This is a genomic window from Streptomyces sp. NPDC048484, assembly GCF_040651415.1.
Classification (GTDB): Bacteria; Actinomycetota; Actinomycetes; order Streptomycetales; family Streptomycetaceae; genus Streptomyces.
Map to the genome: position 1 here is coordinate 1 of NZ_JBEZJY010000003.1, position 14,874 is coordinate 14,874.

A 14,874-nucleotide genomic window follows, 5' to 3' on the forward strand; every position below is an offset into this window, starting at 1 on the left:
GGTACTGCAGGGGGGACCCTGTGGGAGAGTAGGACGCCGCCGAACAAATATTGCAAAGAAGCCCCCGCACCTCGGTGCGGGGGCTTCTTTGCGTTTCACGGGAGGATACCGGGGCCCCTCCGCGCTGTGGGCGGATGCCTGAGGGTAAGGTCAGGGAGCAACGTCAGCACGTTCCCCACAGGAGGCCCTCGGGTGGAGGTCCAGGAGACCCGCGTTCAGACAGACCGGGTTCTCACCATCCCGAACGTCCTCAGCATGGCGCGCCTCGCGGGCGTACCGCTCTTCCTGTGGTTGATCCTCAGGCCGGAGTTCGGTGGGCCCAACAGCGACGGCTGGGCACTTCTGGTGCTCATGTTGAGCGGAGTCACCGACTATCTGGACGGCAAGCTCGCCCGGCGCTGGAACCAGATCAGCAGTCTCGGCCGGCTGCTGGACCCCGCGGCTGACCGGCTCTACATTCTGTCGACCCTGCTCGGCCTCACCTGGCGCGAGATCCTGCCACTGTGGCTGACCAGTGTCCTGCTGGCGCGTGAGCTGGTTCTGCTCGTGATGGTGGGCATCCTCAGACGGCACGGCTATCCGCCGCCTCAGGTGAACTTCCTCGGGAAGGCCGCGACGTTCAACTTGATGTACGCCTTCCCGTTCCTGCTGCTCAGTGACGGAAGTGGATGGCTTGCGTCACTCGGTGCTATTTTCGGATGGGCGTTCGCAGGATGGGGTACAACTCTGTATTGGTGGGCAGGGATCCTCTACATGGTTCAGGTCCGCCGCCTTGTTCGTGCGGACAACCATGGCCGACTGAGCTCGCCCAATGGGCGGCCGTAGTGGCCTCTGATGGCCCGCAACGAGAATGTGCGGGACAATCTGACGGGTGAAGTCGGCTAGACCGTCTCTTCAAGGAGGACGCTTCCGACATGAAGGCCGTCGTGATGGCCGGAGGCGAAGGCACACGCCTTCGCCCCATGACCTCAAGCATGCCCAAGCCGCTCCTGCCCGTGGCCAATCGCCCGATCATGGAGCACGTGCTACGGCTGCTCAAGAGGCATGGGCTCAACGAAACCGTCGTCACTGTCCAGTTTCTGGCCTCGCTGGTCAAGAACTACTTCGGTGACGGTGAAGAGCTCGGTATGGAGCTGACTTACGCCAACGAGGAGAAGCCGCTCGGTACTGCCGGCAGCGTCAAGAACGCCGAGGAGGCACTCAAGGACGACACTTTCCTCGTGATCTCCGGTGATGCTCTGACCGACTTCGACCTCACCGACCTGATCAATTTCCACAAGGAAAAGGGTGGGCTGGTCACCGTCTGCCTGACCCGCGTCCCCAATCCTCTGGAATTCGGCATCACCATTGTCGACGACGAGGGCAAGGTCGAGCGCTTTCTTGAAAAGCCGACCTGGGGTCAGGTCTTCTCGGACACCGTGAATACGGGCATCTACGTCATGGAGCCCGAAGTATTCGACTATGTCGAGGCCGATGTCTCCGTCGACTGGTCCGGTGACGTCTTCCCTCAGTTGATGAAGGAGGGCAAGCCGATCTACGGCTATGTCGCCGAGGGCTACTGGGAGGACGTCGGCACGCACGAGAGCTATGTGAAGGCGCAGGCCGATGTCCTGGAGGGCAAGGTCGACGTCGAACTGGACGGCTTCGAGATATCGCCCGGAGTCTGGGTCGCCGAGGGCGCCGAGGTCCACCCCGACGCGGTGCTGCGAGGACCGCTCTACATCGGGGACTACGCCAAGATCGAGGCCGACGTCGAAATCCGTGAGCACACCGTGGTGGGCTCCAACGTCGTCGTGAAGACCGGGGCGTTCCTGCACAAGGCCGTGCTGCACGACAACGTGTACATCGGTCAGCACAGCAACCTGCGTGGCTGTGTCGTCGGAAAGAACACCGACATCATGCGGGCCGCGCGGATCGAGGACGGCGCCGTCATCGGGGACGAGTGCCTCGTCGGCGAGGAATCGATCGTTCAGGGCAACGTGCGGGTGTACCCGTTCAAGACCATCGAGGCCGGCGCTTTCGTCAACACGTCGGTCATCTGGGAGTCGCGCGGCCAGGCCCATCTCTTCGGAGCCCGTGGAGTGACCGGGATCCTCAACGTGGAGATCACGCCTGAGCTGGCGGTGCGCCTGGCGGGGGCGTACGCGACGACCCTCAAGAAGGGTTCCACCGTCACGACGGCCCGTGACCACTCCCGAGGTGCCCGCGCGCTCAAGCGGGCGGTCATCTCCGCCCTGCAGGCCAGCGCCATGGACGTACGGGACCTGGAGAACGTACCGCTGCCGGTGGCGCGGCAGCAGACCGCGCGGGGCAGTGCCGGCGGAATCATGATCCGGACGACGCCCGGGGTTCCCGACTCGGTCGACATCATGTTCTTCGACGGGAACGGGGCCGACCTGTCGCAGGGAAGCCAACGCAAGCTCGACCGGGTGTTCGCGCGGCAGGAGTACCGGCGTGCCTTCCCCGGCGAGATCGGGGATCTGTATTTTCCGGCCAGCGTCTTCGACTCGTACACGGGCTCCTTGCTCAGGAATGTCGACACGACCGGGATCGCCGAGTCCGGGCTCAAGGTGGTCGTGGACGCGTCGAACGGCAGTGCGGGACTGGTGCTGCCCAGCCTGCTGGGCAAGCTCGGGGTCGATTCGCTGACCATCAACCCAGGGCTCGATGAGTCGCGGCCCACAGAGACAGCGGACTCCCGCCGGTCAGGGATGGTGCGGCTCGGAGAGATCGTGGCCTCCGCGCGGGCGGCCTTCGGGGTGCGGTTCGACCCGGTGGGCGAGCGGTTGTCGCTCGTCGACGAGAAGGGCCGGATCGTCGAGGACGACCGGGCGCTGCTCGTCATGCTGGATCTGGTGGCCGCCGAACGGCGCAGCGGGCGGGTGGCGTTGCCGGTGACCACCACGAGGATCGCCGAGCAGGTGGCGGCGTACCACGGGACGCAGGTCGACTGGACGACGACGTCTCCGGACGATCTGACGCGCGTCGGGCGCGAAGAGTCCACGATCTTCGGCGGCGACGGGCGCGGCGGGTTCATCGTGCCCGAGTTCAGCAGCGTGTTCGACGGCGCGGCGGCCTTCGTCCGGCTCATCGGCCTGGTGGCGCGGACACAGCTCACGCTCAGTCAGATCGACGCCCGGATCCCGCGGGCGCACGTCCTCAAGCGCGATCTCGCGACTCCCTGGGCGGTCAAGGGGCTTGTGATGCGGCGTGTCGTGGAAGCGGCCGGTGACCGGTTCGTGGACACGACCGACGGTGTCCGTGTGGTGGAGACCGACGGTCGCTGGGTGATGGTCCTTCCCGATCCGGCGGAGGCGGTCACCCATCTGTGGGCCGAAGGACCCGACGACGCGTCGGCGCAGGCTCTGCTCGACGAGTGGTCGTCGGTGGTGGACAGCGCAGGTCGCTGAGCTGCACACGCGCGTGCCGGACGGTGCCCTCAACAGGGCCCGTCCGGCACGTCGGTGGGGCCGTTCGGAGGTACTGGTCGCGACGTGCGACGATGTGCGGCATGCCGCAGCAGCCCCCCGTTCGGAGCACCCCTACGCGCCCCTCGCGCCCGGACGCGTCCATGTCGCTGCTCACCAACGTCATGGACCACAGCCTCGACGAGGGGTACGCCGAGGCGGCTGCCCGCAAGAAGGCCGAAGGCACCGGCGGGATGCCCAAGACGCTGCGGGCGAAGCTCGCTCTCGCGGCCGGGCTGGTGCTCGCGGCGCTCGTGGTGACCGTGGGTGCGGCGCAGGCGCGGATAGCGGCTCCGGGCGTGGCGAAGGAGCGCGAGGAGCTCATCGACCGTATCGACCGTGAGACGTCGTCGGCCGAGGACCTGGAGGACGGCATCGACGAGCTCCGCGACGATGTGAGCTCCCGGCAGCGTGAGGCGTTGCAGAAGCACGGCGGTGACCAGGGCGAGCTGGTGGGCATCCTGGCGGGGGCCGTCGAGGTGCACGGCCCCGGCGTGAAGCTCGTCGTGGACGACGCCAAGGAAGCCGGCCAGGGCGGTGAAGGGGACGCGCGCGAGACGTCGGGCTTCTCAGACACCGGACGCGTACGTGATCGCGACATGCAGCGCGTGATCAACGGGCTGTGGGAGTCGGGTGCCGAGGCCGTCACGATCAACGGACAGCGGCTGACGGCGCTGTCCGCGATCAGGGCCGCGGGTGACGCGATACTGGTCGACAACAAGCCGCTGGCGCCGCCGTACACGGTGTTGGCCGTGGGTGATGGGAACCGGCTGAGCACCAAGTTCCAGAACAGCGGTGACGGGCGGTATCTGCACGCTCTGCAGGAGAACTTCGGCGTCAGGACCAGCATGTCCGTCGAGGGCGAGGTCCGGCTGCCCGCAGCATCGAGTGTGATCGTACGAACAGCAGAACCGAGCACAGAGAAAGGCACATCGTGATCGCCGTACTGGGCCTCGTTGTGGGAGTCGTGGCTGGATTGTTGGTCCGGCCCGAGGTTCCGGCGATGGTCGAGCCCTACCTTCCGATCGCCGTCGTCGCGGCGCTGGACGCCGTGTTCGGAGGTCTGCGGGCGATGCTCGACGGCATCTTCGACGACAAGGTCTTCGTGGTGTCGTTCCTGTCCAATGTCGTGGTGGCCGCGCTGATCGTCTTCCTGGGCGACAAGCTGGGCGTGGGCGCCCAGTTGTCCACGGGTGTCGTGGTCGTCCTCGGTATCCGCATCTTCTCCAACGCCGCGGCGATCCGCCGGCACGTGTTCCGGGCGTGAGGCGGATGAACAGCGAGGACGAAACGCCGGGCACCCCCAAGAGTTCGCTGCGTAGGGAACTGCCCGAAGAAGTGTCGGCGAAGGCTCCGGAGTCCCCGGCGGCTCCGACGGCTCCGAAGGCTTCGGAGACGGCGGAGACAGGGGAGACGGCGGAGGGGCCCGCGGCACCGGACGCCGGGACTCCGGAGGCTGGGCCGGAGCCGGGCAGGCCTGCCGCCCTCACCGGCCGGCAGCGGCTGGTGAAGGGCCTGTGGCCGCCACGCGTGTCCCGTGCGCAATTCATCGTCGCGCTTCTGCTGTTCGGGCTCGGCTTCGGCCTCGCCGTCCAGGTGGCGTCCAACAGTGACAGCGACGGCGCCCTGCGTGGCGCACGTCAGGAGGATCTCGTGCGCATCCTCGATGAACTGGATGGCCGCACACAGCGTCTGGAAGAGGAGAAGCAGGGGTTGGAGGATCAGCGCACCGAGCTGGAGAACAGCTCGGACCAGGCCGAGGAGGCCCGTAAACAGACGGTCGAGAAGGAGAAACAACTCGGCATTCTGGCGGGCACCGTGGCGGCGCAGGGCCCCGGCATCACGCTGACGATCGACGACGAGAAGGGGACGGTCGAGGCCGACATGCTGCTCGACGCGGTCCAGGAGCTGCGCGCGGCCGGCGCGGAGGCGATCCAGGTCAACGGCGTAAGGATCGTCGCGGGCACCTATCTGACGGATGTGGACGGGGGAGTCGCCGTGGACGGGAACAAGATCAGCTCCCCCTATCGTTTCAAGGTCATCGGTAAGCCGCAGGACCTCGAACCGGCGCTCAACATCCCTGGCGGAGTGGTGCAGACTTTGGAGAAGGAGCAGGCCACTGTCACGGTGGAACGCTCGGACAAGATCGTCGTGGACGCCGTGCGACCGGCGAAGCGGCCTGAGCACGCTCGGTCGTCCTCCCAGTGAACCGGCGGCGCTTGAGGGCCGCTCCTCCAGGGCATGAGCTTGCGGGGGGTCGGCGCACCGAATGGGTGGTGCGTGGTGGAAACTGTCTGGTGGATACGGACGTTGTGAGGGTGTCCGGCTCGACCGGTGTGTGCAATCAGGGTTCGTCCTGCCCCACGGGCGGGTCTGTTTCGGTCAAGGGGAATCGCCCGTGAAGTTGTTTGCGAAGTTGTTCGGCAAGAGCGCACGAGAAGGCAGCGACAACGCGACTGCCCGGCATCGTGCACCGCGCCCCTCGGAAGGCGAGGAGCAGGGAGACCGCCCGCTGTTCCGGGACCAGGTCGGTGGGCCGGGCGGTGACATTTCCGGTGGTCAGGGCGCGCCGTCTGTTGACCCTGCCCAGTCGGGGCGCATAGGTTTCGGGGATCCGTCAACCTCAGGTGCGGGTGGAGGTTTCGGCTCCGACCCGTACGCGTCCAATACCCCGGCGGGGCAGCCGCGGCAGGAGGATCCGTCCATGTCGGCCCTGGTGTGTACGAGGTGCGGTAACCGCAACGCGGAAGCGAGTCGCTTCTGCTCCAACTGTGGTGCGCCGTTGCGGGCCGGGGCGACCCCGGAGCGCCCGTCGGAGACCACCTCGACGATTTCCATTTCCGGCCTTGAGGCCTACGACGCCGAGGTCACCGGCCAGACCCAGATGCCGATGCTGTCTCCCGAGGCGCAGGCCGCCGTCGACGCGCTGCCGCTCGGCTCGGCGCTTCTGGTGGTGCGGCGGGGGCCCAATTCGGGCAGCCGCTTCCTGCTGGACGGCGAGCTGACCACGGCCGGCCGTCATCCGCAGAGCGACATCTTCCTGGACGATGTGACCGTGTCGCGCCGCCATGTGGAGTTCCGCCGGGAGCCCGACGGTTCGTTCACGGTGGCGGACGTCGGCAGCCTCAACGGCACGTACGTCAACCGGGAGCGGATCGACCGGGTCCCCTTGTCGAACGGTGACGAGGTGCAGATCGGCAAGTACCGGCTGGTCTTCTACGCGAGCCAGCGGGGCATCTGACCCTCCCCCAGACTTTGTCCGGGGAGACCCCCAGGGAAGGTCCATGCTTCGAACACCGAGCGGCGGTGCCGGACACGGCGCCGCCGCCGCGGACAACGGGCTGATGAGTATCGGCACCGTGTTGAACGTGCTGCGTGACGAGTTCCCCGAGGTCACCGTCTCCAAGATCCGGTTCCTGGAGTCCGAGGGCCTCATCGAGCCGCAGCGGACGCCCTCGGGATACCGGAAGTTCAGTCCGGGCGATGTCGAGCGTCTCGGTCACGTCCTTCGGATGCAGCGGGACCACTATCTGCCCCTGAAGGTGATCCGCGAGCATCTGGACGCCCCGGGGCGCGGTGAGACGGCCCCGGTGCCGTCCGTGGGGCGTCAGCGCGACGGCGGGGCCCCGAGCGAGCCTGAAGGGCCCACGGTGGTCCGGATCGGCCGGGCCGAGTTGCTGGCCGCCGCGGAGATCGGTGAGCAGGTACTCGACGAGTGGGAGTCGTACGGGCTCATCGCCCCCCTGCCGGAGGGCGTGTACGACGCCGAGGCGGTGACGGTGGCCGGACTGGTCCTGGAGCTCGGTCGGTTCGGGATCGAGCCGCGGCACCTGCGTGCTGTGAAGGCGGCCGCCGACCGCGAAGCAGCGCTCGTGGACCAGGTCGTGGCGCCCCTGCGCCTCCATCGCAACCCACAGACCAGGGCACACGCACAGGCGCGTACCAAGGAGCTCGCGGGACTCGCGGTGAAGCTGCACGCCGCCCTGGTGCAGTCCGCGCTCGGGGTGCGGCTGCCCTGACCCGGCGGGGCGCGCCGGGCGTGGGATAGGGCACCATTCCGTGCTCGACTACCCAAAGGTGCCGGGCACGGCCTAGGGTTGCTGTGTGAACGAGCTCGACGTCGTAGGTGTCCGGGTGGAAATGCCCTCCAACCAACCGATCGTGCTCCTGCGTGAAGTGGGAGGCGACCGTTACCTCCCTATCTGGATCGGGCCGGGGGAGGCGACGGCGATCGCCTTCGCACAGCAGGGCATGGCCCCCGCGCGACCGCTGACCCACGACCTGTTCAAGGACGTGCTGGAGGCCGTCGGTCAGGAGCTGACCGAAGTGCGCATCACGGATCTGCGGGAGGGTGTCTTCTACGCGGAGCTGGTGTTCGCCAGTGGAGTCGAGGTCAGCGCCCGGCCGTCCGACGCCATAGCGCTGGCGCTGCGCACCGGGACGCCCATCTACGGCAGTGACGGCGTCCTGGACGACGCCGGCATCGCGATTCCGGACGAGCAGGAGGACGAGGTGGAGAAGTTCCGCGAGTTCCTCGACCAGATCTCGCCAGAGGACTTCGGGACCAACAGTCAGTGACGTGAGTGACGCGAGTGACGTCAGCGGCGGCGTGAAACACCGGCCGGTGACCCTCCGGGACCGTCGCACAACAGGCCGTACGGCGGCCGTCGAGAGGGCATTCGGCTAGCCTTTCCCCGCGGTGGGGCACGGGAAACCACTCTCAGGGTGATTATCACCCGGCGTGCCGAGTGTGGCGATCGTTGACGCGCCCCTGGTGACTGCCTACCGTCGAGGAGGCAGGTCAAGGACGGAGGTCGGCGTGAGAAGCAGCGGCGACGGTACGGCTGGGGGTGCCCCCGGACGCGGTCCGGGGGAGAGCGGCCCGTACTCGCTTCAGAGCAGCGCGGCCGATCACGTACAGCGGCCGACGGCGGTGCCGGTGGACGGCGAGGTGGCGTCCGAGGAGATCGGTTATCGCGGCCCCACGGCGTGTGCGGCCGCGGGGATCACCTATCGGCAGTTGGACTACTGGGCCCGGACCGGGCTGGTCGAGCCGAGCGTGCGACCCACTCACGGAACGGGGACGCAGCGGCTCTACAGCCTCCGGGACGTGGTCGTCCTGAAGATCGTCAAGCGGTTCCTCGACACGGGGGTCTCGCTGCAGAACATCCGCACCACGGTGCAGCACCTCAGAGAACGCGGATCCTGCGACCTGGAGCGCATGACGCTGATGAGCGACGGTGCGACGGTCTACGAGTGCTCCTCACCCGACGAGGTCCACGCACTTCTCCAGGGCGGCCAGGGCATCTTCGGCATCGCCGTGGGCGTGGTGTGGCGGGACGTGGAGAACGCGCTCTCGCAGCTGCACGGGGAGCGTGTCGACACGGGCGAGACACTCGTCGGGCCAAATCCCGCGGACGAGCTTGCCCGGCGCCGCAACCGGGCGGTCTGACCCGGCGGCTCCGGCGGCTCCGGAGGTTCCGCGGTCGGGCGGTTTCTGGCGCGGTCCCGCATCCCTCCGGAGGCGGTGTGCCGGGGCATTGTCAGTGGCGTAGGGCAGCATCGGACATGTGAGAACCGCGCCCACGATCCTGCATCTCGACATGGACGCCTTCTTCGCCTCGGCGGAGCAGGCGTCCAAGCCGAGTCTGCGCGGGAAAGCGGTCATCGTGGGCGGCCTCGGACCGCGTGGAGTGGTCGCCACCTGTTCGTACGAAGCACGGGTCTTCGGCGTGCATTCGGCGATGCCCATGGCGCAGGCCCGCCGCCTGGCGCCGAACGCCGCGTACCTCGTACCGCGCTTCGGGCTCTACCGGGAGATCAGCGAGCAGGTGATGAGGCTGCTGCGGGAGCTGTCACCGCTGGTGGAGCCTCTGAGCCTGGACGAGGCGTTCGTGGACCTGGAGGCCGGGCAGACGGCCTGGGACGAGAGATCTGCGCTGCTGGCCGGGGGGAAGCTGCGCGCGGACATCCGGGCCGTCACGGGGCTGACCGGATCCGTGGGGCTGGCAGCCTGCAAGATGCTCGCGAAGATCGCCTCCGAGCAGGCCAAGCCCGACGGGCTCGTGCTGATAGAGCCGGGTACCGAACGGACGCTGCTCGCTCCCATGCCGGTGCGCATCCTGCCGGGCGTGGGGCCCGCCACGGGGGACCACCTGCGCCGGGGCGGGATCAACACGGTCGGCGAGATCGCCGTAGCGGGCGAGGACGAACTCGTACGGCTGCTGGGGAAGGCTCATGGGGTCGCCCTGTACGCCATGGCGCTGGCCCGCGACGAGCGGCCCGTGGTGGCCGAGCGGGACACCAAGTCGGTGTCGGTCGAGGACACGTACGACGTGGACATCCACGACAGGGGGCGGGTGCGCATGGAGGTGCAGCGGCTCGCGGACCGGTGTGTCCAGCGGTTGCGGGGTGCGCATCTGTCGGGGCGGACCATCGTGCTGAAGGTGCGCCGGTTCGACTTCTCCACGCTGACCAGGTCCGAGACGCTTCGAGGGCCCACGGACGACCCCGCGGTGGTTCGGGAGGCGGCCGCACGGCTGCTGGAGTCCGTGGACACCACGGGAGGCGTACGGCTGCTGGGGGTCGGGGTCTCGGGACTCGCCGACTACACGCAGGAGGACCTTTTCGCCCAGGCTCGGGCGGCTGCCGCCGAGGAGTCGGAGGAGCCCGGCCGGGAAGAGGCCGAGGAGCCGGTCCAGGAGGCGGAGCCGGAGCCGCCGGCCGAGCGGCAGTGGCGGGCGGGGCACGATGTGCGGCATGCCGAGTTCGGGCACGGGTGGGTGCAGGGGAGCGGACTGGGGCGGGTCACGGTGCGGTTCGAGACGCCTGATTCCGGGCCGGGGCGGGTGAAGACCTTCCGGATCGACGATCCTGCGCTGGAGGTGGCGGAGCCGTTGCCGTTGGTCGCGCGGATACCCGCGGGCGTGCATGTGGCGCCGGAGGAGGGGTGAGGGGGGCCTCAAAGTCCGCAAGCAGGTCTTCCGCAAGCAGGTCTTCGTGCCTCTGTGCGGTCGTGCGTGCGGTGGGTGCGGGGCGTGTGTGGCCTGTCGCACCGTTCCCGCGTCCCTGAAGAACTCAGGTGGGTTCTTCCTTGGCTGACAGGTGGCCGAAGTCGTGGTCCGGGAAGGGGGGAGGTGGAGCCACATCCAGGCCGTAGTGGTGGTACAGCTGGATTTCCTGTTCGGGGGAGAGGTGCCGTCCGACGCCGAAGTCGGGGGCGTCCCTGATCAGGGCCCGTTCGTACGGGATGCGCAGCGATCCGTCGATCAGTTCGCTCGGCTCCAGGGGGACGAACGCGTCCCGGCTGAACAGGCCCGTGCGTATGGCCGCCCACTCCGGTACGCCGGTCGCGTCGTCCAGGTAGACCTCGTCAACGGTGCCGATTCTCGTGCCGTTGCGGTCGAACGCCTTGCGCCCTATCAGGTTGCGCGGATCGATGTCGGTCTGCACGGGCCCTCCAGCTGCTCGCAAGTCATCCGTAAGCACTACGAAAGAGCACTTTGAGGAGGGCGGCCACTCGAGGGAACCCCGCTGATAGGCTGGGCGGCGGCTGCTGACCCCATGCGGGAGAGTCCTCCGGGTTTCATCGGAGGCGCCGAAGGAGCAAATCCTCCCCGGAATCTCTCAGGCACACGTACCGCATGGACGAGGTCACTCTGGAAAGCAGAGAGGTGTCCGGGTGTTCGACGGGTTCCGCTCTCACCGACGGTGAAAGCCGGAGCGCCCTCGTGGCGAACCGGTGAAGCTCTCAGGTTGAGATGACAGAGGGGGAGGCCGTCCGGGCACCCATGCCGTGGTGCCCCTCGAAGGTCGTCAGACCAGGAGGCCTCCGCAATGACCGCCCATCGTATTCCGCTCTCCGAGCTCGAACAGGGAATCCCCTTCGAGCAGCGCCACATCGGGCCCGACTCCGAGGCCCGCGCCAAGATGCTCGCGCAGGTGGGGTACGGCTCGCTCGACGAGCTGACGGCCACCGCGGTGCCCGATGTGATCAAGAACGCCGACACGCTCGACCTGCCGGGTGCGCGTAGCGAGGCCGAGGTGCTGGCCGAGCTGCGCTCCCTCGCGGATCGCAACCAGGTGCTTGATTCCATGATCGGGCTCGGCTACTACGGCACGTTCACACCGCCCGTCATCCTGCGCAACGTCATGGAGAGCCCCGCCTGGTACACCGCGTACACGCCGTACCAGCCGGAGATCTCGCAGGGCCGCCTGGAAGCGCTGCTCAACTTCCAGACCGTGGTCGCCGATCTGACGGGCCTGCCGACCTCCGGCGCCTCGCTGCTCGACGAGGGCACGGCGGCCGCCGAGGCCATGGCGCTGTCGCGCCGCATGGGGAAGAACAAGAAGGGCCTCTTCCTCATCGACGCGGACGCCATGCCGCAGACCGTCGCCGTGATCCGGACCCGCGCCGAGCCCACCGGCGTCGAGGTCGTCGTCGCCGACCTGAGCGCCGGCATCCCCGCCGAACTCGCCGAGCGCGAGATCAACGGCGTACTCCTCCAGTATCCCGGCGCCTCCGGTGCCGTACGGGACCTCAGGCCCGTCGTCGACCAGGCGCACGAACTGGGCGCGGTCGTCACCGTCGCCGCCGACCTGCTCGCCCTGACGCTGCTGACCTCGCCCGGTGAGCTGGGAGCCGACATCGCCGTCGGTACGACGCAGCGCTTCGGCGTGCCCATGGGCTTCGGCGGGCCGCACGCCGGATACATGGCCGTACGGGAGAAGTTCGCGCGCAGTCTGCCCGGGCGGCTCGTCGGTGTCTCGGTCGACGCGGACGGCAACAAGGCGTACCGGCTCGCCCTGCAGACGCGGGAGCAGCACATCCGCCGTGAGAAGGCGACCAGCAACATCTGTACGGCTCAGGTGCTGCTCGCCGTGATGGCCGGGATGTACGCCGTCTACCACGGTCCCGAGGGTCTGAGAGCCATCGCCCGGCGTACCCACCGGTACGCCACGATCCTCGCCGCGGGTCTGACGGCGGGCGGGGTCGAGGTCGTCCACGAGGCGTACTTCGACACGCTCACCGTGCGGGTGCCGGGCAGGGCCGCGGAGACACTCGCGGCCGCCCGCCAGGGCGGGGTCAACCTCCACCTCGTGGACGCGGACCACCTGTCCCTGTCCTGCGACGAGACGACCACACGGACCCAACTGGGCGCGGTCTGGTCGGCGTTCGGCGTCGACGGCGATGTGGCGGCACTGGACGCGACGGCACAGGACACGCTGCCGGCTCCGCTGCTGCGCACCGACGCGTACCTCGCACACCCGGTCTTCCAGCAGTACCGCTCGGAGACCGCGATGCTGCGCTACCTGCGCCGTCTCGCGGACCGCGACTACGCGCTCGACCGGGGCATGATCCCGCTCGGCTCATGCACGATGAAGCTCAACGCGACCGCCGAGATGGAGCCGGTCACCTGGCCCGAGTTCGGGCAGCTGCACCCCTTCGCGCCCGCCGAGCAGGCACAGGGTTATCTGACGCTCATCCGTGAGCTGGAGGAGCAGCTGGCCGAGGTCACCGGGTACGACAAGGTGTCGCTCCAGCCCAACGCCGGTTCGCAGGGCGAGCTGGCCGGTCTGCTGGCCGTCCGCGGCTACCACCGGGCGGGCGGCGACGAGCAGCGCACCATCTGCCTGATCCCGTCCTCCGCGCACGGCACGAACGCGGCCAGCGCCGTGATGGCCGGTATGAAGGTCGTCGTCGTGAAGACCGCCGGGGACGGCGAGATCGACGTCGAGGACCTGCGCGCCAAGATCGAGCAGTACCGTGACGAGCTGTCCGTGCTGATGATCACGTACCCCTCGACGCACGGTGTGTTCGAGGAGCACGTCGCCGACATCTGCGCGCAGGTGCACGAGGCGGGCGGCCAGGTGTACGTGGACGGCGCCAACCTCAACGCGCTGGTCGGGCTCGCCAAGCCGGGTCACTTCGGCGGCGACGTCTCGCACCTCAACCTGCACAAGACGTTCTGCATCCCGCACGGTGGCGGCGGCCCGGGTGTGGGGCCGGTCGGGGTGCGCGCGCACCTGGCGCCGTACCTGCCGAACCACCCGCTGCAGCCCGCCGCGGGACCGGAGACGGGCGTGGGCCCGATCTCCGCGGCTCCCTGGGGTTCCGCGGGCATACTGCCGATCTCGTGGGCGTACGTCCGTCTCATGGGCGGTGAGGGACTCAAGCGGGCCACGCAGGTCGCCGTGCTGAGTGCCAACTACGTGGCCAAGCGCCTGGAGCCGCACTTCCCGGTCCTCTACACCGGTCCCGGCGGGCTGGTGGCGCACGAGTGCATCATCGACCTGCGGCCGCTGACCAAGGCCACCGGCGTGAGTGTCGACGACGTCGCCAAGCGGCTCATCGACTACGGGTTCCACGCGCCGACCATGTCGTTCCCGGTGGCCGGCACGCTGATGATCGAGCCCACCGAGAGCGAGGACCTCACCGAACTCGACCGGTTCTGCGACGCGGTGATCGCCATTCGCGCGGAGATCGAGAAGGTCGGCACGGGCGAGTGGGGAGCGGACGACAACCCGCTGCGCAACGCCCCGCACACGGCGGCAGCGCTCGGCGACACGTGGGAGCACGCGTACAGCCGTGAGGAGGCGGTCTTCCCGGCCGGGGTCTCGGCCGCCGACAAGTACTGGCCGCCGGTGCGTAGGATCGACCAGGCGTACGGCGACCGGAACCTGGTCTGTTCCTGCCCGCCGCTGGACACCTACGAGGAGTAGTCGTCACTCCTCGTGTCCGCCAAAGGGCGGCCGGGGCCGGCGGGCGCAGAGGTATGGGCGGCCGGTGTCGCCACGCGCACACGGGCCACGGTCGCCTTGCGGAGGTCGAGGAGTGTCTCGTCGCTGCCGGGAAGAACGGTGTCGAACCGCTCCAGCTGTCGGCCGCCGAGCGAGACGGTGCCGTCGAGCACCACCAGAGCGGTGGCGGACGTGGCCGAGACGGGCAGTTGCGCGTCGCCGCTGAGAAGGTCGACGCCGCCGCGGATGCCGCGCCGTGTCATGAGGTTGAGCGCCTGCGCCCGGCCCTGAACGGCGGTCGCGGCCACCTGCGAGGCTCCGGCGAACCGGACCACCTGGGTGTAGCGCAGATCGTGCACGACTCCGTCGATGGACAGCTGCAGGGGCACAGGAGCCGCTGACAGCAGATGGCGGTCCATCTCCGGAAGTGCGGAGAAGGGGCCGGTTTCCTCGATGTCCGCGAGGCTCAGCCGCCACGTGGTCGTCCTGGGCTGATCTGCTGCGAGCTCGCGGTGGATCTCGCGGGTCCAGCCTCGCCCGTTGGCCCACCGCTGTGGTTCGAGCGTGGTCATGCGGATGACGCGCGTGGCATCCGCGTAGCCGATTCCCGACTCTCCGGCGCGTGGTTCCGGTGTGAGCATGTCGAACTCACGGCCTCTCTGTCGTC

At 68.5% G+C, this 14,874-nt stretch carries 13 protein-coding genes and 1 riboswitch; of the genes, 11 read left to right on the forward strand and 2 right to left on the reverse strand.

The genetic code is table 11. The annotated features are described in order from the left end of the window. The first annotated feature begins 192 nt into the window (after positions 1 to 192). From AB0D14_RS03255 to AB0D14_RS03300, 10 genes are all read left to right on the forward strand, one after another. Positions 193 to 825 (forward strand): CDP-alcohol phosphatidyltransferase family protein, encoded by a 633-nt coding sequence (locus AB0D14_RS03255; protein ID WP_362773949.1) that lies wholly within the window; start codon positions 193 to 195, stop codon positions 823 to 825. A gap of 89 nt (positions 826 to 914) precedes the next feature. Next, a complete protein-coding gene (locus AB0D14_RS03260) occupies positions 915 to 3,410 on the forward strand; it encodes a mannose-1-phosphate guanyltransferase (protein ID WP_362773952.1) in 2,496 nt (831 codons plus the stop codon). Between the two features lie 92 nt (positions 3,411 to 3,502). Further along, positions 3,503 to 4,405: a DUF881 domain-containing protein gene (locus AB0D14_RS03265; protein WP_362773955.1), complete on the forward strand. Its 903-nt coding sequence runs from the start codon at positions 3,503 to 3,505 to the stop codon at positions 4,403 to 4,405. Further along, positions 4,402 to 4,734, forward strand: coding sequence for a small basic family protein (locus tag AB0D14_RS03270; RefSeq protein ID WP_046587749.1), 333 nt, complete (start codon positions 4,402 to 4,404; stop codon positions 4,732 to 4,734). Before AB0D14_RS03265 ends, AB0D14_RS03270 begins: the two co-directional genes overlap by 4 nt. 5 nt (positions 4,735 to 4,739) lie before the next feature. Beyond that, a complete protein-coding gene (locus AB0D14_RS03275) occupies positions 4,740 to 5,675 on the forward strand; it encodes a DUF881 domain-containing protein (RefSeq protein ID WP_362773959.1) in 936 nt (311 codons plus the stop codon). 61 nt (positions 5,676 to 5,736) lie between these two features. Then, positions 5,737 to 6,708 carry an FHA domain-containing protein gene (locus tag AB0D14_RS03280; protein WP_362773961.1) on the forward strand — a complete coding sequence of 324 codons (972 nt, stop codon included), beginning with the start codon at positions 5,737 to 5,739 and terminating at the stop codon, positions 6,706 to 6,708. 43 nt (positions 6,709 to 6,751) lie between these two features. Then, positions 6,752 to 7,486, forward strand: a complete 735-nt coding sequence (locus tag AB0D14_RS03285; protein ID WP_362773964.1) for a MerR family transcriptional regulator — start codon at positions 6,752 to 6,754, stop codon at positions 7,484 to 7,486. A gap of 85 nt (positions 7,487 to 7,571) precedes the next feature. Next, positions 7,572 to 8,045 carry a bifunctional nuclease family protein gene (locus AB0D14_RS03290; protein ID WP_006123076.1) on the forward strand — a complete coding sequence of 158 codons (474 nt, stop codon included), beginning with the start codon at positions 7,572 to 7,574 and terminating at the stop codon, positions 8,043 to 8,045. 241 nt (positions 8,046 to 8,286) lie between these two features. Continuing rightward, positions 8,287 to 8,919 carry a MerR family transcriptional regulator gene (locus tag AB0D14_RS03295; RefSeq protein ID WP_362773966.1) on the forward strand — a complete coding sequence of 211 codons (633 nt, stop codon included), beginning with the start codon at positions 8,287 to 8,289 and terminating at the stop codon, positions 8,917 to 8,919. Between the two features lie 118 nt (positions 8,920 to 9,037). Continuing rightward, a complete protein-coding gene (locus tag AB0D14_RS03300) occupies positions 9,038 to 10,420 on the forward strand; it encodes a DNA polymerase IV (RefSeq protein WP_362773969.1) in 1,383 nt (460 codons plus the stop codon). 124 nt (positions 10,421 to 10,544) lie between these two features. Here AB0D14_RS03300 and AB0D14_RS03305 read toward each other — a convergent pair whose 3' ends face one another. Further along, the gene (locus AB0D14_RS03305; protein WP_362773971.1) at positions 10,545 to 10,919 is read right to left on the reverse strand and encodes a PRC-barrel domain-containing protein; all 375 of its coding nucleotides are present in this window, start codon (positions 10,917 to 10,919) and stop codon (positions 10,545 to 10,547) included. 104 nt (positions 10,920 to 11,023) lie between these two features. After that, positions 11,024 to 11,119: riboswitch (glycine riboswitch) on the forward strand. Positions 11,120 to 11,303: 184 nt separating this feature from the next. Here AB0D14_RS03305 and gcvP point away from each other — a divergent pair. Continuing rightward, the gene (gene gcvP / locus AB0D14_RS03310) at positions 11,304 to 14,189 is read left to right on the forward strand and encodes an aminomethyl-transferring glycine dehydrogenase (RefSeq protein ID WP_362773974.1); all 2,886 of its coding nucleotides are present in this window, start codon (positions 11,304 to 11,306) and stop codon (positions 14,187 to 14,189) included. Here the strand turns inward: gcvP and AB0D14_RS03315 are convergent. Then, entirely contained in the window at positions 14,177 to 14,848 is a 672-nt protein-coding gene (locus tag AB0D14_RS03315; protein ID WP_362773977.1) for a HutD family protein, read from the reverse strand. The genes gcvP and AB0D14_RS03315 overlap by 13 nt on opposite strands. Positions 14,849 to 14,874 lie beyond the last annotated feature (26 nt).

Excerpts from the sequence above, each read along its gene's own strand:
- AB0D14_RS03285 (WP_362773964.1), top strand. The coding sequence starts at position 6,752 with ATGCTTCGAACACCGAGCGGCGGTGCCGGACACGGCGCCGCCGCCGCG.
- gcvP (WP_362773974.1), top strand. The coding sequence starts at position 11,304 with ATGACCGCCCATCGTATTCCGCTCTCCGAGCTCGAACAGGGAATCCCC.
- AB0D14_RS03265 (WP_362773955.1), top strand. The coding sequence starts at position 3,503 with ATGTGCGGCATGCCGCAGCAGCCCCCCGTTCGGAGCACCCCTACGCGC.
- AB0D14_RS03260 (WP_362773952.1), top strand. The coding sequence starts at position 915 with ATGAAGGCCGTCGTGATGGCCGGAGGCGAAGGCACACGCCTTCGCCCC.
- AB0D14_RS03280 (WP_362773961.1), top strand. The coding sequence starts at position 5,737 with ATGGGTGGTGCGTGGTGGAAACTGTCTGGTGGATACGGACGTTGTGAG.
- AB0D14_RS03275 (WP_362773959.1), top strand. The coding sequence starts at position 4,740 with ATGAACAGCGAGGACGAAACGCCGGGCACCCCCAAGAGTTCGCTGCGT.
- AB0D14_RS03315 (WP_362773977.1), bottom strand. The coding sequence starts at position 14,848 with ATGCTCACACCGGAACCACGCGCCGGAGAGTCGGGAATCGGCTACGCG.